The 18,389-nt window shown below is 64.2% G+C and carries 15 protein-coding genes and 2 tRNA genes; 10 read left to right on the top strand and 7 right to left on the bottom strand.

The genetic code is table 11. The annotated features are described in order from the left end of the window. The first annotated feature begins 67 nt into the window (after nt 1-67). The 5 genes from LAN37_03945 (at nt 68) to LAN37_03925 (ending at nt 5,461) form a co-directional block, all read left to right on the top strand. A complete protein-coding gene (locus tag LAN37_03945) occupies nt 68-1,510 on the top strand; it encodes an ammonium transporter (protein ID MBZ5646359.1) in 1,443 nt (480 codons plus the stop codon). Further along, a complete protein-coding gene (locus tag LAN37_03940; GenBank protein ID MBZ5646358.1) occupies nt 1,507-1,845 on the top strand; it encodes a P-II family nitrogen regulator in 339 nt (112 codons plus the stop codon). The genes LAN37_03945 and LAN37_03940 overlap by 4 nt, the downstream gene beginning before the upstream one ends. Nucleotides 1,846-1,865: 20 nt before the next feature. Next, nucleotides 1,866-4,469: a [protein-PII] uridylyltransferase gene (gene glnD / locus LAN37_03935; GenBank protein ID MBZ5646357.1), complete on the top strand. Its 2,604-nt coding sequence runs from the start codon at nt 1,866-1,868 to the stop codon at nt 4,467-4,469. A 165-nt stretch (nt 4,470-4,634) separates the two neighbouring features. Next, complete coding sequence (locus LAN37_03930; GenBank protein MBZ5646356.1) at nt 4,635-5,006, top strand: ACT domain-containing protein; 372 nt, start codon at nt 4,635-4,637, stop codon at nt 5,004-5,006. Between the two features lie 173 nt (nt 5,007-5,179). Beyond that, nucleotides 5,180-5,461 (top strand): hypothetical protein, encoded by a 282-nt coding sequence (locus tag LAN37_03925; GenBank protein MBZ5646355.1) that lies wholly within the window; start codon nt 5,180-5,182, stop codon nt 5,459-5,461. 112 nt (nt 5,462-5,573) lie between these two features. On the opposite strand, the gene LAN37_03920 is transcribed toward LAN37_03925, so the two are convergent. Further along, on the bottom strand, nt 5,574-5,930 hold the full coding sequence (locus tag LAN37_03920; protein ID MBZ5646354.1) for an STAS domain-containing protein: 357 nt from the start codon (nt 5,928-5,930) through the stop codon (nt 5,574-5,576). Nucleotides 5,931-6,084: 154 nt separating this feature from the next. Between LAN37_03920 and LAN37_03915 the strand changes: the two genes are divergently transcribed. Genes LAN37_03915 through recR form a run of 4 tightly spaced genes read left to right on the top strand, consistent with a single transcriptional unit; the run spans nt 6,085 to nt 9,105 of the window. After that, on the top strand, nt 6,085-6,363 hold the full coding sequence (locus LAN37_03915; protein ID MBZ5646353.1) for a DUF2007 domain-containing protein: 279 nt from the start codon (nt 6,085-6,087) through the stop codon (nt 6,361-6,363). Nucleotides 6,364-6,396: 33 nt separating this feature from the next. Next, nucleotides 6,397-8,172: a DNA polymerase III subunit gamma/tau gene (dnaX, locus tag LAN37_03910; GenBank protein ID MBZ5646352.1), complete on the top strand. Its 1,776-nt coding sequence runs from the start codon at nt 6,397-6,399 to the stop codon at nt 8,170-8,172. Between the two features lie 20 nt (nt 8,173-8,192). Beyond that, nucleotides 8,193-8,504: a YbaB/EbfC family nucleoid-associated protein gene (locus tag LAN37_03905; protein MBZ5646351.1), complete on the top strand. Its 312-nt coding sequence runs from the start codon at nt 8,193-8,195 to the stop codon at nt 8,502-8,504. Between the two features lies 1 nt (nt 8,505). Then, a complete protein-coding gene (recR, locus tag LAN37_03900) occupies nt 8,506-9,105 on the top strand; it encodes a recombination mediator RecR (GenBank protein MBZ5646350.1) in 600 nt (199 codons plus the stop codon). Between the two features lie 147 nt (nt 9,106-9,252). Here the strand turns inward: recR and LAN37_03895 are convergent, their stop codons facing one another. Further along, complete coding sequence (locus tag LAN37_03895; protein MBZ5646349.1) at nt 9,253-10,605, bottom strand: hypothetical protein; 1,353 nt, start codon at nt 10,603-10,605, stop codon at nt 9,253-9,255. Between the two features lie 32 nt (nt 10,606-10,637). Continuing rightward, nucleotides 10,638-12,803, bottom strand: coding sequence for an oligopeptide transporter, OPT family (locus LAN37_03890; GenBank protein MBZ5646348.1), 2,166 nt, complete (start codon nt 12,801-12,803; stop codon nt 10,638-10,640). Nucleotides 12,804-13,082: 279 nt separating this feature from the next. Between LAN37_03890 and LAN37_03885 the strand changes: the two genes are divergently transcribed. Then, nucleotides 13,083-15,392: a fused MFS/spermidine synthase gene (locus tag LAN37_03885; protein MBZ5646347.1), complete on the top strand. Its 2,310-nt coding sequence runs from the start codon at nt 13,083-13,085 to the stop codon at nt 15,390-15,392. Here the strand turns inward: LAN37_03885 and amrB are convergent. The 4 genes from amrB to LAN37_03865 form a co-directional block, all read right to left on the bottom strand. Further along, nucleotides 15,358-16,857: an AmmeMemoRadiSam system protein B gene (amrB, locus tag LAN37_03880; protein ID MBZ5646346.1), complete on the bottom strand. Its 1,500-nt coding sequence runs from the start codon at nt 16,855-16,857 to the stop codon at nt 15,358-15,360. The genes LAN37_03885 and amrB overlap by 35 nt on opposite strands. Nucleotides 16,858-16,873: 16 nt before the next feature. Further along, nucleotides 16,874-18,088, bottom strand: coding sequence for an AmmeMemoRadiSam system radical SAM enzyme (gene amrS / locus LAN37_03875; protein ID MBZ5646345.1), 1,215 nt, complete (start codon nt 18,086-18,088; stop codon nt 16,874-16,876). A 112-nt stretch (nt 18,089-18,200) separates the two neighbouring features. Further along, a tRNA-Asp gene (locus LAN37_03870) sits at nt 18,201-18,277 on the bottom strand. Between the two features lie 24 nt (nt 18,278-18,301). Continuing rightward, nucleotides 18,302-18,378: transfer RNA gene (locus LAN37_03865), tRNA-Val, on the bottom strand. Nucleotides 18,379-18,389: the final 11 nt, after the last annotated feature.

Below are 18,389 nucleotides of genomic sequence, written 5' to 3'. Positions count from 1 at the left end.
GGTCGGCGCTGACGGTTAGAGTGGCACGCTGGGCCCTGTCTCGCACCGCGGAGCCGGGCAAGTAATCATGCACAAATATCTGATTCCGGGATTGATATCCGTTCTCCTTCTGTCATGCACACCGGGCCTTAGGGCACAGACCCCGGCCGATACGGGAGCCGGAACATCTGCTGCAGCGGCCGCGGACGCGCAAACCGCGCGCATCGCGAAACTGGAGCTGCAAACCGTCGAGGCCAAGAGTTCCGCCGACAACGCCTGGATGCTGATGAGTTCTGCCCTGGTGCTGATGATGACGGGCCCCGGCCTGGCACTGTTCTACGGCGGCCTGGTGCGGAAAAAGAACGTTCTCGCCACCATGATGCAGAGCTTCGCCCTGATGGCCCTGGTCACCATCCTGTGGGCCCTGATCGGCTACAGTTTGGCGTTCGGAGGCGGCACCAGCTTCGTGGGGGGCCTGCACCACGTCTTTCTGCGCGGCGTAGGGGCCCAACCCGACCCGGACTACGCGGCCACCATCCCGCAGCAGACCTTCATGGTGTACCAGCTGATGTTCGCCATCATCACGCCGGCGCTGATCACCGGCGCCTTCGCGGAGCGCATGAAATTCAGCGCCATGGTCCTGTTCATGGTGCTGTGGTCGTTCCTGGTCTACGATCCGATGGCGCACATGGTCTGGGGCAAGGGAGGACTGCTGAACGCAGCGCTGGGTGGCCGCTTCCCTACACTCGACTTCGCGGGCGGGACGGTGGTGCACGTCACCTCGGGCGTATCGGCGCTGGTGTGCGCGCTCTACCTGGGCCGGCGCATCGGCTATCCCAAGGACGCGATGCCGCCGCACAGCGTGGTGCTGAGTTTCATCGGGGCGTGCCTGCTGTGGGTGGGCTGGTTCGGTTTTAACGCGGGCAGCGCACTGGGAGCCGGCAGCCTGGCGACCAGCGCCTTCGTAGCTACCCATTTTGCCGCCGCCGCGGCGGTGGTGGGATGGTGCGGCGCAGAATGGGTGCGCAACGGGAAGCCGAGCACACTGGGAGCGATCTCCGGAGCTGTGGCCGGCCTGGTGGCCATCACCCCGGCCGCAGGATTCGTCGGCCCCATGCCGGCTCTGGCGATCGGACTGATCGCCGGCGTCTCTTGCTACACAATGGTCGCAAAGGTAAAAGCAAAGTTCGGCTACGACGACTCGCTGGATGCCTTCGGCGTCCATGGAGCCGGAGGGACGATCGGAGCATTGCTGACCGGGGTCTTCGCCGCAAGCGCCGTGAATCCGGTCTTCAAGGATGCGCAAGGAAGAACGCTGGCTTCGGGGCTGCTGGAGGGCAACGCACACCAATTGCTGAACCAACTGGTAGGCGTGGCGATCGCGTGGGTCCTCGCCGTGGTGGGCACGCTGGTCATCCTGAAGATCGTCGAAATGACCGTCGGCCTGCGCGTTCCGGAGGAACACGAGATCCAGGGACTGGACCTCTCGCAGCACGGAGAAGAGGGTTACTACTGGGAGATGCCGGCGTGACCAAGATCGAAGCCATCATCCAGAGCTTCAAGCTCGACGCCGTAAAGAGCGCCCTGCACGAGATCGGGGTCGAAGGCATGACCGTGCTGGAGGCGCGCGGTCACGGGCGGCAGAAGGGCCACACCGAGTTCTACCGCGGCCGGGAGTACACCGTCGACCTGATCCCCAAGATCAAGCTGGAAATGGTGCTGGCGGACGAAATGGTGGAGAAGGCGGTGCAAGCCATCATCACCGCGGCCCGCAGCGGCAAGATCGGCGACGGCAAAATCTTCATTTCCCGCGTCGATGACGCCATCCGCATCCGCAACGAGGAGCGCGGCGAGGGCGCCCTGTAGCGCAGCAGAAAAGACGCCGCATGGCGACGGCATCCTCATTGAGCGGCGAATTGCGGGACCTGTACACCCAGGAATCGGCGCGGATCCAGCAAAGCTTCCTGTCCACCGGCGATGGCCGGGCTGCGCTGGAGCAGCGGACAGCCCTGGTCGAGGGCATCGCGATCCGGCTCTGGAAAGAGATCATTTCGCCCGAACCGAGCGGGCCGCGTAATTTTGCCCTCGTGGCCCTGGGCGGATTCGGACGAGGCTGGCTCTTCCCTCACTCCGACATCGACCTTCTCTTCCTGCACGCCGAGCGGGACACCGAAGAGGCCTTCAAGGACAGGATCCGGCGCTTCTCGCAGGAACTGTGGGACCTGCGCCTGAGACTGAGTCCCACCACGCGCACGTTGTCGGAGTGCGACCGCTTCGATACGAACAACGTCGAGTTCACGATTTCCCTGCTCGACTGCCGATACATCGGCGGGGATCCGCAACTCTACAAGCGCCTGCACGATGAGCTGATTCCCAAGCTGGTCATGCGGGAATCGCAGACCCTGGTGCAAGGCCTGGCGGAAGTCACGCGCGCTCGTCACGCCAAGTTCGGCAACACGATCTTCCACCTGGAACCCAACCTCAAAGAGACACCGGGAGGCCTGCGCGACTACAACGTGGCCTGCTGGCTCGCCTTGATCTCGGCCATCCACAAGCTACGAGAATGGCCGGAGGCGAAGTCGCTGTTGCCGGAGCGGGTGCGCAAACAATTCGATGCGGCGCTGGAATTCCTGTTCTCGGTCCGCTGCTTTCTGCATTTTCGCCACGGGCGTGACGACAACACCCTGACTTGGGAGGCCCAGGATGAGGCGGCGGCCCGCACAATCGGGGCTCCGGGGGGTGCATCGCTGAGCGCTGCGGACTGGATGAAAATCTATTTCGGCCATGCCCGATCAATCCACCGTGTCTCGACGCAATTGCTGGAGGAGATCCCGGCCGCATGGTCTTCGCTGCACCGGCAGTTCCAGAACTGGCGGTCGCGCCTGTCGAATGCGGACTTCTCCGTGGTGGATGGATTGATCTACCTGCGGCAGCCGTCCGCATTGCAGAACCCGGACCTTCTGCTGCGCACCTTCCATTTCCTGGCCCACCACGGGCTGAAGCTGAGCGCGACCACAGAGCAACGGATCGAGCAAGTGCTGCCCTCGCTGGCGGCGACACCCCCGCGCGGCGCCGAGCTCTGGCTGCATCTGTGGGAGATCCTGGTCCAGCCGCACGCCGCCGACGCACTTCGAGCCATGCACTCGTTGCGGCTGCTGACCCTGCTCCTGCCGGAATTGGAGGCCATCGATTGCCTGGTGGTGCGTGACTTTCACCACCGGTTCACGGTGGACGAGCATTCCTTCCTTGCCATCGAGAACCTGCACCGGTTGCGCCAATCGCAGACCGAGTGGGAGCGAGGCTACCGGGAGATCCTGGACGAACTCGTCCAACCGGAGCTGCTCTACCTGGCCTTCCTGCTGCACGACACCGGCAAGAGCGTGCCCAGCGGGAACCATGTCGTGAGCAGCCTGGAGATCGCGGAACGGTGCCTGAACCGGCTAGACCTGGACCGCCAGGACCAAGAAACGGTCCGCTTTCTGATCGGCAGTCACCTGGAGGTGTCGGAGACGCTGCGCCGGGACATCTTCGATCCGGGGACGATCCACGCCTTCGCGGAAAAGGTCGGCACGCCGGAGCGTCTGAAGATGTTGTGCTTACTCACCTACGCCGACATCAAGGCAGTGAACCCCGATGCCCTGACACCCTGGAAGGCGGAGAACATCTGGCAACTTTACATTGCCACCGTGAACCACTTGAACCGCACCCTCGACGAGCGGCTCCATGCCGACGGCGATGGCGAGCACGTGGCGCGTCTGCACAGCCTGGCGCCGGCTTCGAGCAAGAAACTCAAGACTTTCCTGGAAGGTCTGCCGAAGCGGTATCTCGAATCCTACCCCGCCCAGGAGGTGCTGCAACATCTCAAGATGGCGGGGCTCCTCAGCCAGGACTCCATCCAGCTCGACCTCAAACGCGGGCGCCACTGGTATGAACTGACGCTGGTGACGAAAGACCGTCCTTTTCTTTTCGCCTCGGTGTCCGGCGTGCTCGCCGCCTGGGGCATGAACATCGTCAAGGCCAATGCCTTTTCCAACCAGGCCGGGACCGTGGTGGACACTTTCTATTTCACGGACCGGTTCCGGACGCTGGAACTGAACCTGCCCGAATGGGATCGGTTCAAGCGCGACATCGCCGCGATCCTGAGGGGAGAGGCTGACCTGCAGCGCATGTTAAAGGACCGCCTGCGCGCGGAGAAGAACCTGCCCGCCAAGGTCCGGGTGCCGACTCGGATCGATTTCGACGATCGATGCTCATCCAGCAGCACGCTGGCGCAAGTGATCGCGCAGGATCGGCCGGGCCTGTTGCACCGGATCAGCTCCTGCTTTTCCCGTCAGAACTGCAATATCGAGATCGCATTGATCGACACGGAAGGACAGACCGCGATCGACGTCTTTTACCTTACATCGGCGAACGGCAAGCTCACCCGCGAGCAGCAGAAGCGCCTGGAAACTGCCCTTCTGAACGAGCTGGAAGACCCGAAAAGCCTCTGACCAAGAGAGCCTCGAGCCCCAGTGCGGTGTGAGCCGTCGACCTCACATCGAAACTCCAAGCCCTGAGAGATGGCGGCATTGCTGCAATCCGGGTGTGTTCTCTGGCTATATAATCGCGCTCGTAAGTTTGGATTGGGCGCACGAGCTGCATTCGGAGGTGCTGCTATGGCGAAAGGGAAACAGTTCACGATCGAGGTGGAAAATCGGCCAGGTACGGTGGCAGAGGTTGCGAGGATCCTGGGAGATGCCAAGGTCAATATCCTCGCCCTCCTGGGCATGGCGCACGGAGCCCAAGGCAGCGTCTACGTGGTCGTCGATAACGCCAGGAAGGCCAAGAGCGCTCTCGACCAGGCGCGGTGCAGGTACTCCGAGACGACTGTCGATCGGGTGGAGTTGCCCAACAAGCCGGGCGCATTAGCCAGGTACCTGGAGACGCTGGCGCGGAAAGGTGTCAACCTCGGCTCGATCTTCGCCACGACTTCGAAGGGCGCGAAAAAGGCAACTGTCGTGCTTGCGGCGGAAGCTACAGGAGTGTAAACGGCAGCCGCGAGCTGGAAGTACGCCGCACCGGCAACAGGGAAAACCTCGTCCGACGCCCCGGCTGGCCTGCCGGGCGACGAACCCTGGCGAAAGGGGCAAACGACGGACTTGCGGAGCAGACCTCTTCGTACTATTATTACAGCCCCTCCCCGAACAGGTTCCGAGCCCAAATGGCAACACTGGCAACGTCCGAGGCAGTCGCACCCGTCCTGCCGGCAGGGTGTTCGGAGATGCTGCGCCTGCGGGAGCAGGCCAGGCAGTTCCAGGAGAAGTTGCGCACCAGTCGTCAGAAGGCGCGGGAGCATGAAAAACAAGACCGCCGGACCGACCGCCGCGGCAGCCATTCCAATGATTTCGAGCTGTTCCTGCAACGCAAACTCCTGAAGACGTCCCTGATGATCGCCAGGCATATCGCCGAGCACCGCTGCGAAGAGCTAGGGATAGCCAGCTAGCACGGAGCCAGGGGGCAGGAAGCACGCTCGCGGACCTCAGATTTCCCTTCCCGCAAACATAAAACGCCCGCTATTGCGGGCGCTTTAGCGTCCCCAGGAGGGAGTGCTGGTCTTATGCTGTAGCTTGTTCCGCGAAGGAACTGATGGCCTTCTCCTCGCTGTCGAACACTTCGAATACGGTGACCAACTTCGTGATCTGGAGCTGATCGCGGACGCGCTGGGTGAGGTTGGCGAGCTTGATCTCTCCGCCGCCAGCGCGCGCCGAAGTGTAAAGCCCGACCAGGGTCCCGAGACCTCCGCTGTCGATGTAGCTGACGCCGCCCAGGTTCAGCACGATCTGGTGGACAGTGGCCAGCATTTCCTTGACGCGCTCACGCAGATCCGCTGCCTCCTCGCCGAAGACGATCCTTCCCGAGCAGTACACGACGGTGACGCCGTTGACGTTCTTGACCGACAACTTCAGAGCCATAACGTCCTCCCAAGGCGCGAGTAGCGATCCATTGTGGCCGCAAGCCTACCCCTGTTACAGGCCCGTTTGCAAGTAAGAACGGGGCTTGGGAGCGACTACCCGCCCGGTTGCAGGCAATCCTTCCAAGCGGTTGGGCGGATCGGCAGGATAATGGGTGGGACCCCAAATGGCCTACTGGGACCCAGATACTCCAGACCGCCTGGTGACCGTCGCCGAGTACGACAATCTCCACCAGGCGATCACCGGCCGCATGCTGCTGGAAGCGGCGGGGATCGAGGCGTTCATCGCCGACGAGAACCTGGCCCGCATCGCCGGGCCACTCCATCTCGTTTTCGGCGGGCGGGTCCGGCTGCAGGTGCTGGAGTCGGAAGCCGAGGATGCGCTGCGCGTGTTGAACACGCCCGCCCCCGACCTTGCCTCCGGTCCCGAATAGCGCGGGCGGCACACGGTATAATCGGACTTCTCCATGAGCTACCAGGTCCTGGCACGCAAGTACCGTCCGCAGACGTTCTCCGAGGTCATCGGGCAGGACCACGTCACCCGCACCCTGAAACACGCCATCGAGCAGGGCCGGATCGCGCACGGCTACATCTTCAGCGGACATCGGGGGATCGGGAAGACCACGATCGCACGCATCGTGGCCATGGCGCTGAACTGCCGCTCCACCAGCAAGCCGACGCCGGAACCCTGCGGGGTGTGCGACTCCTGCATGGAAATCCGCGCGGGCAACGCGGTGGATGTGGTCGAGATCGACGCGGCGACCAACCGCGGCATCGACGAGATCCGGGAACTGCGCGATGCTACGCGCTACCGGCCGGCGCGCGACCGCTACAAGATCTGGATCCTGGACGAGGCCCACCAGATCACCGATGCCGCCTTCAATGCGCTGTTAAAGACCCTGGAGGAGCCGCCCGGCCACGTCATCTTCATGATGGCGACCACGCAGCCGGAGGACATCCCCCAAACCATCCGCTCGCGCTGCCAGCATTTCTCGTTCCACGCGGTGAAATTCGAGGAGATCGTGCGCCAGCTGCGCGAGATCGGGAACAAGGAAGGGGTCAAGGCCGATGACGACGCGCTGGCCATGCTGGCCGAGGCCGGCGACGGCTCCATGCGGGACGCACTTTCCATCATGGATCAGGCCATCGCCTGCTGCGGCACGACGCTGGGTGCGGACGTGGTGCGCGACCTGGTCGGTGCGGTGCCCTCCGAGATCCTGGAGCAGGTGATGCAGGCGGTGGCTCGCAACTCCAGCGAAGAGGCACTGCGGCTGGTGGACAAGCTGGTCACCGAGGGGCACAATCCGACTCACTTCGCGCGGCAGATGGTGCGCTTCGTGCGCAACGCCACGGTGGCGAAGATCGCCGGCGGCGAATCTTCCCTGCTGCAAATCTCATCGGACGAGCGCGCGCGCGTGACGCGTGTCGCCGGACTCTTCAGCGAAGAGGACCTGGCGCGATTCTTGCAGATCCTGCTGCGCACGCACAGCGAGCTCGGTTACAAGCAGGAACAGCGCTTTCACCTGGAGCTGGGCCTGTTGAAGATGGTGCACGCGCAGCGGCTGTTGCCCATCGAGGAGATCCTGAGCGGGGTGGCGAATCCGGCGCCTGCGAAGAGTAGCGGTAGAGACGTTGCGAACAACGTCGCTCCTCGGGCTACGCCCACGGCGACTCCTGCACGGCCGGGAGCGGCCGCGCCCCGTGGCCCGTCGCCGTTCGAGGCGGACCGCGCGCGGAAGGGCACTGCGCCGAAACCGGAGATGTCGGCCGATGCGCCGCCGTACAGCCGGACGGCAACAGCAATCGCTATCGCCGCTGATCCGGCCCCTGCGCCTGCGGTGCCGCCGGCGCCCGCGTCCACCGACGTGCGTTCGGCAGTCATCGGAGCGCTGGAGAACGCAAAACAACAGGGCGTGGCCACGATGCTCGCGGGCGGTGAGTGGAGTACCGAGGGCGCCGAGGTAGTGGTCAAAGTCTCGGCCGGCGCGAGATTCGTAGACATGGCGATGAATGCGGAGGCCAAGCGGATCGCCAACGCCGCCGCAACCGCTGCACTTTCACGCCCGATGAAGGTGCGCGTGGCTCCCGGGCAGGCGGTCCCCGAAGCGGCTCCGCCCCGGCCCTCGAACGGAGGCCCCGGTGCACGCTCGCGCGCGGCCGAGGACCCGGTCGTGCGCCGCATGCGGGAGAAGTTTGGCGCGGAGATCCGCACCGTGATCGACCATAAAGAAAAGGGCCGCTAGCCGCTTGCGAGGAGTTTGGAATGGGTGGATTTGATCCGAGAAAACTTCAAGAAATGATGTCGCAGGCCCGGAAGCAGGCCGAGCAGTTGCAGGAGAAGATGCGCCGGACCATTGTGGACGCCTCGGCCGGTGGCGGCTCGGTAACGGTGAAGATGAACGGCAACAAACAGGTGCTCTCCATCACCATCGATCCCGAGGCGGTGAAATCCGGCGACGTCGAAATGCTCCAGGACCTGGTCGTCGCGGCGGTCAACGAAGCCGGGCGGAAGGTGGACGACGCGATGCACTCCAGCCTGGGCGGAATGCTGGGCGGGCTGCAGGGGCTGCTCTGATATGTCCAAGTTTGCCGAGCCGATGGCTCGACTCATCGAAGAGCTGAAGAAGCTGCCGGGGGTGGGGTCGAAGAGCGCGCAGCGGCTTGCCTTCCACATCCTGCGCTCGGGGGAAGCGGACGCGGAGGCGCTGGCCGGTGCCATCCGCGACGTCAAGGAAAAGCTCCACCTCTGCTCGGTGTGCAACAACATCACCGACGTCGATCCCTGCAGCTACTGCTCGAGTGCCACGCGCAACCAGCGTCTGGTGTGCGTGGTCGAGGAACCCACCAACATCGCGGCGATCGAAAAGACGCGCCACTTCAACGGCGTGTACCACGTGCTGCACGGCTCCATCTCGCCGTTGCAGGGCGTGGGTCCGGAGCAGCTCCGCATCTCCAACCTGATGAAGCGCATCGACCACGGCGAGGTGGATGAGGTCATCGTCGCCACCAACCCCACGGTCGAAGGAGAGGCCACCGCGGTCTACCTTTCGAAAGCGATCCGGCGACCGAACGTGAAGGTCACACGTATCGCCATGGGCATCCCCGTCGGCAGCGACATCGAGTACGCCGACGAGGTCACGATGCTGAAGGCGATGGAGGGCAGGCGGGAGATCTAGTCGTCAGTTGATGTCGTCACGTGATAGCCCCTCAGCCGGGGCTTTCCCACCGGCTGTGTACTGACGGCTGCTACTTCCCTGCCTGGCTCCCCACCAACTTTTCGATGTCGGCGCGCTCCTTGGGAACATCGGCGGCCTGCAGCCTTGCTACCTCGAGCGGCCGCTCTTCAGTGCGTCCTCGATCGTCTCGATATCGACCAGGCCATGGCAGCCGTAGAGCGCCGGAAGCACGAGTTTGGCCGGATGAGTGCGTCGCATCTCGGCGACCCGCAAAGTGCCGGACCTGTACGCCGGGAGATACATGCGGCCGAGGAGGGGGTGCCGTCCCCATGCCCCGGACAGCTTGTCGGCGCGCTCTTCGGTCACGAGGAAATCCCGCCGCAGCGTGGCTGCGACTTCGTCGCGCTGCCGCCCCTCGCCCCAGGTCAGATAGGACGACTGGTTCTTCGCGTCGTCCTGAAGCAGCGCCAACAGCACTCCGATCTGAAGATCGTCATCGGGCAACTGTTCGACCTCGTTCACTCCATACGCGATCAGGATCGCGTTGTTGGCGACGCCCTCGAACAAAGTCGCGGCACGCGTGTTCATAGTGAGCACGGTGGCTTCGAATCCGGCGAGCCCGCGCACGTACAGATTTTGCAGGTAGGCGAAGGTCGTCACGTGTCCGGGTACGACCTCGTGGCTGACGAGCTGCTGGAACTCCGGGACCGAGATGTGAAGGGAGGCATTGATCTCGTAGGTCGCTTCGTACTTGGGGCTGCCGTCCGCATTGCGCGCCCGGCCGATGTAATTCATCGAGCCGGAGAACCAGGCCTCCTTGATGGGCAGGAACTCGATGTTGGCCCGCGGTGCACGCCAGAGCTCTGGGGGAAGATGGGGCAGCAGGTTGACTTCGCTGAGGCGATCGAACTGCGCGATCACTGCCGTGCTGAGCGCTCGCACCGACGCCATGGGGACGAAACGCTCGCGCCGCCACTCGTCCACGGCAGCCAGCAATGCGTTGGGCCCCAAAGTTTTGTAACCCGCGCGCCCCAGCAATTCGGCGACCCTCTCCCGCTTCCGCTCGGGCTTCGAGGGTTCCGGCGCCCGGCCTGTCGAGGCATGGACACACTCCTCATAAGGGACAGGAGCGCCCTTGCCCAGGATCTCCATGGCGAGTTCCCACATGGTCTCCACGCAGATCGCCAGACCCAGCAAGTAGCCCCCGCGCAGCCCGCCGGCCTTCCCTGCTTCGTTCCTGATCCCGGCGACGGCCGCGGGAATATCGACCTGGCGCAGGTAGTCGTTGACTGCGTCCCGGTCGAGGCTCTTCCCCGTGATGCCGCCGCTGGCCCGCAGGCGCGCAGCGGCCGGATGGGTGTATGCGACGGGCAGAGGCTCGTTGGAAAACCACGAGTCAGCAATGAACCGTCCGGCTCCGGACGGACACATGACGTCGCCGCCCCAGAGCGTGTCTATCCCAAGAATGGCGTCGGCGACGAACTTTCCCGCCTGGTCCATAGCACCGGATCCCTTCTCTACCTGCAAACCTCTTACTTGCTCCATTGCAGTCCCTTCTTTCTCTTGAGCGATCCAAACCAGACGTACACGCAGAGTCCCACGAACAACACAGCCGAGACAGTCTGCGACACCGGCTCGGAGGAATAGAACGGCGTGCGGATCAGATCTTCACGATACGCCGGAAGCAGGCGAAGGGCCGCGCCCAGTACGCCTCCGAGGGCACCTCCCGCCATCAGCCCCGAAGCGATGATCACGCCGCGCTCGCGGATCGACTTGCCCTGCTCGCCACCGCTCTGCTCCGCACGCTTGTTCAGGAAGTGCGACAGAAAGCCTCCCACCAGCGCCGGCGTGTTCAGCTCGAGCGGAAGGTACATTCCGAGAGCGAAGATCAGCGACGGCTGTCCGAGCATTTCCAGCATGACGGCGATCATGGCGCCCGTTCCGAACAATAGATACGCGACCGGCTGGTGGCTCATGAAGCCTTCCACCAGCGCTTTCATGATCGACGCCTGCGGGGAAGCCAGCACCGGGCGGATATCGCCGCCAAGCGCTTCGCCGAATTGGAAGGTGCGGGCCAGCATCACGATGGTCAGGCCGGCGGCGATGGCGGCCGCGACCACGGCGGCGAATTTTATCTTCTCCTGCGCCGCCGGCGTCGAGCCCAGCCAGTAGCCGGTCTTCAGGTCCGTGATCGCCTGTCCCGAAACCGCCAATGCCGTGCACACGATACCCGCAATGGCCATGACAAAGAACATGCCCGTCGTTCCTGAGACGCCGAAGCGCAACAACACCACCGACGAGATGATAATTGTGAGCATGGTCATCCCGGAGACTGGATTGCGGGCGACGGTCGCGATCGCGTTCGCGGCCACCGAGGTGAAGAAGAAGGAGAAAATCAGCGTAAGGGCCAACCCGATGCCCACCACCGTCCACGAAACCGGCAGATGTCCCAGGAAAGCTGCGACGCCCAGGGCGCTGAGCACGATCCCCAGCAGGATGCCGATCATGGATACGTCGCGGTCGGTGCGTTCCGGCGCCGCAGCTTCTCCATGCTGGAAGACGCGCAGCGCGATCCCGAGCGATCCGGCAACGATCCGCAGCGATTTGATGATGCCGAAGATGCCGGCCGTGGCGATGGCGCCCACGCCGATGAAGCGCACGTAGCTGCGGTAGATCTGCACCGCCGTCATTTTCGAGATGGGGATGGCAGCGGGATACACCGCCGAATCCAGGTGACTGCCGATGAACCAGATCACCGGCACCAGCACGAAGTTGGACAGCACGCCGCCCGCGCACAGGATCATGGAACTCCGCAGGCCCATGACGTAGCCAAGCCCGAGGATGAATCCGATGGCGTCGAAGCTGAACACCATGCGGGCGCGCTCATTCAGCGCGCGGATCACAGGCACGAATTGGAAGTCCACGTACTCCTTCCACACCTGGAAGGTGGTAACGAAGAAATCGTAGACGCCGGCGATGGCCGTGGCTTGCAAGAGCAGTTTCGCCTGTGCCCCGCCCCTCTCCCCCGTGACCAGCACCTCGGTGATCGCGGTTGCCTCGGGATAGGGGAGATGACCGTGCATGTCGCGCACGAAGTAGCGCCGCAGCGGAATCAGGAAGAGGACACCCAGACAGCCGCCTGCAACACAGATGAAGATGGTCTGCAGGGGATGTGGATCGAGCTTGAGGATATACAGCGCCGGGAGAGTGAAGATGGCGCCTGCCACCACCGATCCCGCAATGCCGCCCAGCCCGGTCACGATCACGTTCTCGAGCACGCTGGAACGCCGCTTGTACATACGCGCCAGGCCGATCGTCAGGATGGAGATCGGGATAGCGGATTCCATGACCTGCCCGACCTTGAGGCCGGAGTAGGCCGACGCCACGGTGAAGATCACGCAGAGCACAATGCCCCAGGCGATCGATCGCGTGGTGAGTTCCGGCAGCCGGGCTGCGGGTGGAACAAGCGGCTGGTACGACTCTCCGGGCTTCAGCGGTTCGTACGCATTTGCGGGAAGCGATGTCGTCTCGGCATCAACCGCGACGGATGGTCGCACTTCCGGGTTCCGTTCGGTGGGTGGTGGTGCGATGGTGGACACGCGAGGACCTCCGTCCTGCAGGGGGAGCGGTGGCAACCCTAGAGGATAGGAAGCCTTCGCACCGCTCACAGTGATGTGTGTCACACGCACAGCGGGCATCTCGCGAACCGCGGAGCCGCCGGATGGTTCGGACAGCCGAGTTGGGCGGCTCACGGAAAAGTCTGTCGTTACAGTGCTCCGACACAAGGTTGCCTCGATTATTTGCGAGACCTTACCTCGCGACACGCGGGTTTTCTTGCCATCGGGGTCCCTATCTCCAGAGACAGAGTCCAACCCATCCGAAACAAGAAGACCCAGAATCGCTCGATTGTGCGCGGAACTTCTTCTTGAAACAATGGCGGGGACGGCGGGACCGGAACCCGCGGTCACTGCCGGTCCATGGCCGCTCCCAGCCAAGTCGTCCTTACCGGTCCTTCGCGCGGGGTGCGTTGCGCGCTCCTGCTGATCGGTGGCACCGCCGTGACGGCACAGATCGTGCTGCTCCGGGAGCTCCTCTCACTCTTCCAAGGCAATGAGTTTTCCATCGGGGTGATGCTGGCCGTCTGGCTGCTGGGGACGGCATTCGGAAGCGGGCTGCTCGGCCGCCTGACATCCGGCATGAAACGCGACCGCCAGTTCGTGGCGGGGTTACAGGTGGTGTCCGCGGCGGCCCTGGCGCTGGCTATCTGTGTCGTCCGCTACAGCAGGGTCGTCGTGCCCGCCGTCCCCGGCGAGGTGCTCGGCCCGGGACGCATGTTCCTGACCTCCGTCGTCGCCCTGGGAATTTTCTGTCCGATCTCCGGACTGCTTTTCACCGTCGCCAGCCGCTGGTACATGCAGGAGATCGCAGCCTCGCCCGCGGCCGCCACTGGCTATGCCTACATGCTGGAATCGCTGGGCGCCGCAGGCGGCGGAGTGCTCGCCAGCTTCGTGTTGCTTCCCTACCTTTCCACCTTCCAGATCGCGGTTCTGGTGGCAGCCGCTAGCCTACTGGTCGCGGTGTGGATCGCGACCGGACCGCGGCCTGCACTCACGCTGACTTTGCTCCTCCTGCTGTGCTCTGCCCTGGCCTGGAGATCGACGCCTGGTTGGGAGGCGGCTTCCCTATCCCGCCAGTGGCCCGGGTTGCAGCTGGTGGAAGCCGTGACTTCGAGATACGGTAACCTGGCCGTGCTCGACGCCGGCGGGACGCGCAGCGTGGCCCAGAGCGGGGTCATCCTGTTCACCTCCGCTGACCTGGAGGCCGCGGAGGAGGCAGTCCACTTCGCGCTGCTGCAACATCCCGATCCGCGCGCGGTACTGCTGGTGGGTGGAGGTGTGAACGGGAGCGCGATGCAGGTCATGCAGCATCCCTCGGTGGAGCGGTTGGACTATGTCGAACTCGACCCGCGGATCGTTGCACTCGCCGAGCGCCATTTCCCGGCCGAGTGGGCGCGCATCCGGCAGGATCCGCGCATCCATGTCCATGCCCTCGATGGCCGCGCCTTCCTGCGCACCACCAGGCAGAAGTTCGACGTGATCATCCTTAATCTCCCGGAGCCGCGGACCGCCCAGTTGAACCGTTTCTACACGCGCGAGTTCTTCGGCGAAGCCTCCGCCGCGCTGAATCCAGGCGGAGTGCTCGGTTTCCAGCTGCCCGCTGCGGAGAACTACCTCAACCCTGTCCGCGCTGCATTTTTCCAGTGCATCCAGCAGACGCTGCGCCAGAGCTTCGCCGAGGTGCGGATCATTCCCGGGGATACGCTTCACTTCCTCGCTTCGAACCAGCCGGGACGTCTGACCACCGATGCGCGCCTGCTGGCCCAGCGCATCCAGGAGCGGCATCTGCGGACGGCGTACGTCCGCGATTACTTCCTTTCCTTCCGGCTGACGGCCGAGCGCATCGCAGATATGGACCAGCAGACCGCGCCGCTGCCCGGCACGCCGGCGAATCGTGATTTCGCTCCCGTGGCCTACTACCTGGACGTGGCGGCGTGGAGCACCCACTTCGACCGCTCCTACGCGACGCCCTTCTCCGCTCTCACACACGTCGGATTCGCTTCCCTGGTGGCGGCCCTGGCCGGCGCAACCGCGTTCTGCATGGCCGTTCTGGCGGTGCTCCCACGCTCGCGCCGCGTCGCGGCCGGCGCCGCCCTCTGCGTCGCCACCATGGGCATGACCATGCTGGCCTTGGAAGTGTTCCTCCTGCTGGGATTCCAGGCAGTCTACGGCTATGTCTTCCACCAATTGGCGGTGATCATCGCGGGATTCATGCTGGGCCTGGCGGCGGGGACGTGGCTGGCCCGGCGCGGACATCCCCTGACCCAGGCATCGATGCTCCGCCGTGCCATCGTGATCCAGTTGGCGGCCGCGGCGATTTCGCTCGTGCTATGGGCCGCTCTGTTCGGGCTGGCGGAGGTCCGCGACCCGCGGTATCTGCCGCTGATCACTCAGGCGGCATTTCCCCTGATGGCCGCAGTGTGCGGGCTCGTTGGCGGCAGCCAGTTTCCCCTCGCCAGCGGGTCGTTCTTTCTCTCCACCGACGGCCGCAACGCGGGCGCCCTCTATGCCGTGGACCTGGTGGGTTCCTGCGTGGGCGCGCTGGGTGTGAGCGTGTTCCTCCTTCCCGTCTTCGGGTTGGGCCGGACCGCCGTCCTCATCGCCCTGTCCAACATAAGTGCGGCGGCGGTTGCGGCTAGCGCTCTCGGCGCTGCTGGTCGGCGTCACTGAAGACCAGCGCCGTGAACACGAAGATGTCGGTGCCGCTGTCCTTCCAGGCATCCGCGTCCAGGCCGGCCTTGTGGCAGCACTTTTCGAGGAAGGTGTGGCGGTCCCACTTCTGCTCGATCGGGACCTGTGGCAGCAGAAGACCTTCGTTGCGCCCCCGCCGGACCAGCAAGCCGTGCTCGCCCACCCGAACCTCGCGGACATCGAGAACGCGGCGGAAGGGAGAAATCACGGACACTTCGAATTCGAGATCGTTGAACTCGGCCGCCGAGACGGGAGGAAACCGCGGGTCCTGCAATGCTGCGTAGACGGCGACATCACGGACCGTCACGTACAACGGCTTCTGCGCCACTGTAGCGCCGATACATCCCCGCAATTCGCCTCGGCGCTTGAGCGTCACGAATGCGCCGCGCTCCTGTAAGAGCGCATCGGATTTCGGCGTCGGAGGCTCATAGCGCTTCCGCTCGAGCACCGCCGCCCGCACCGCTTGCCGGGCGATGTTCAGCAGCTCGGCGCGCTCCTGCGCGGTGAGCGAGAACTTCTCCGCAGTGCCGGCGTGCGCTGCCCGGGTGAAAGCGATCGCGGCATACCCGACCACACGTCCCTTGTCCCCACTCGTATCGCCGCTGGTGGCGTACTTGAGCACCTGCGCATGGTTGGCGCCGAGTTTCTCGGCCGCGATCATCGCGGCGATGATCGGTCCGCCTCCACACGCTTCCCAGACCCGCGCATCGATGTTGCGGGAAAGCGCGCGGTAGTCCCACTCCTCGAGCGCCTTGAGCATCTTGCGGTCCATCTGCGCCGCGTCCTGCTGCGGGTGATAGTGGGAAAGGTCTGAGCTGGCCACGATGAGAGTTTCCGGCCCATGGATCAGCTTGGCGAGGGCCAAGCCGAGGGAGCGGTCCTGGTCGAAGCTCTGGTCGCCCATCACCAGCGGCACGAGGGTGAACTCCCCGAGGACTCTCTGCAGGAACGGCAACTCGACTTCCAGCGCATGCTCGCCGCCGTGCGCCGCCGGCGCATGTCCGCGGCTGGAGATCTGCACCACGGGTGTGGCCTTCGCCAGTTCCTTCACGAATTGTTTGTCCACCGGGATCTCGCCCAGGGGCGTGCGGTACGCGTCGCCATCGTAAGCAGCGACGAAGGGGAAGGATTCATAGTGGGATGGGGCGATGACCACCACACGGCTGATCTTGCGTCCCTTCAGCTGCGCGTAGCTGTAGGCGGCGACGGGTCCGGAAAAGGGGTATCCGGCATGCGGCGCCACCATGGCCAGGATGGGCTCCGCCGTGGCTGGCTGGTCCACTCGCGCCAAAAAGCCATCCACCATCGCCGTGAGCGCCTTTGGATCGGCGGGATAGAAGCTGCCCGCAACCGCCGGCGGACGCACCGTCGGTGCATCCGGCGCAAGTGCTGCCAAGAAAATGAGAGATATGACTGTATAGGAGATGAGCTTGAGCGCTTTCATAAAATGCCTCCGCTCGCTAGGTGCTCCACACCCCCGGGATCGCGCGCTTGCAGTACCTGCACTTCCCTTTGTCCAGGTTCACCTGCGTCGCCGTGAAACCCATGCGCTCGATCAGGAGCTTGCGGCAGCCCGGACAGTACGTGTTCTCCCCCGGGTGGCCCGGGACATTTCCCACGTAAGCGTACTGCAATCCTTCGGCATCGGCGATGGACTTGGCGCGTTCCAGCGTCGCCAGCGGCGTGGGCGGCAGGTTGGTCAGCAGGTAGAGCGGGCGAAAGCGCGTGAAATGGATGGGGACATCGGCGCCGACCTCTTTCTTGATCCACTGGGAGACGCCGCGGAATTCGGCGTCGCTGTCATTCAGCGTCGGCACCACCAGGTACACGATCTCCAGCCAGCGCCCGGACTTGCGCACGTTGACGATGCTGTCCAGTACGGGGCGCAGTTCGCCCCGCACCACTTCGTGGTAATACTTCTCCGAGTACGACTTGAGGTCGATCTTGATGGCGTCCACCGCGTCGCACATGGCGTGCAGCGGCTCGCGCTGGATGAACCCGTTCGACACCACCACGCTCTTGAGCCCGGCGCGCCGGCCCGTTTTCGCCGCGTCGATCACGTACTCGGAAAAAACAACTGGCTCGCTGTAGGTGTACGCGAGCACGCCGCATTGGCTGCGCCGCGCGTTGTCGGCCAGGTCGTCAGGAGGCAGGTAGAGGCCGCGGAGCTGTTCCGGACGCGCCTGCGAGATCTCCCAGTTCTGGCAGAACTTGCAGTTCACGTTGCAGCCGCCGGTGGCGATGGAGAACGCCATCGCCCCGGGCAGGAAGTGGAAGAACGGCTTCTTTTCGATGGGGTCCACGTGCGCCGCCACCACCCGCGAGTGGACCAGCGTGAAGTACTTGCCTTTGCGGTTCTCGCGCACGCGGCAGTATCCACGCTCGCCTTCAGGGACCTCGCACTGCCGCGGGCACAGTTTGCAACGCACCAGGTTTCCCGGAAGCTTTTCGTAGAAACGCGCCTCGCGCACGAAGCGGTCGTCCTCCCCGGCAGCCGGGGTGGGGAGCGCGAACGATCGCTCGCGCAGTGCGGCTCCTACCAGCGCGATCATGCACGGCGCCGCGGCCGCTTTCAGAAACGTGCGCCGGTCGAACGACACGTCCGCGAACCGGTCGGCCGGCAGCACGTCCGACTGCTCTACGGCGATTTCGTTGGCTGAAACGATCGAGGGCATCAGACTCCCCTCTGCCAGTCCTTGCTACCACGGCAGACGGCTTCGGGTCAGTGATGTATGAGCGGCACCGATGTGCGGGAGAATGAAGCTTCGCTTCTGAGCCAGAAATGAATGGCGGGGACGACGGGACTCGAACCCGCGACCTCTGCCGTGACAGGGCAGCGTTCTAACCAACTGAACTACGTCCCCGCGATATGCGGTGAGAGCAAAAACTGGTGGGCAGTGAAGGACTCGAACCTTCGGCCTCCTGCTTGTAAGGCAGGCGCTCTAACCAGCTGAGCTAACCGCCCGGAGAAAGCCT

This window comes from Terriglobia bacterium, assembly GCA_020073495.1.
Classification (GTDB): Bacteria; Acidobacteriota; Terriglobia; order Terriglobales; family Acidobacteriaceae; genus JAIQFD01.
The sequence above is the reverse complement of the archived record's forward strand: the minus strand, read 5'-3'. Positions and strand labels throughout refer to the sequence as shown.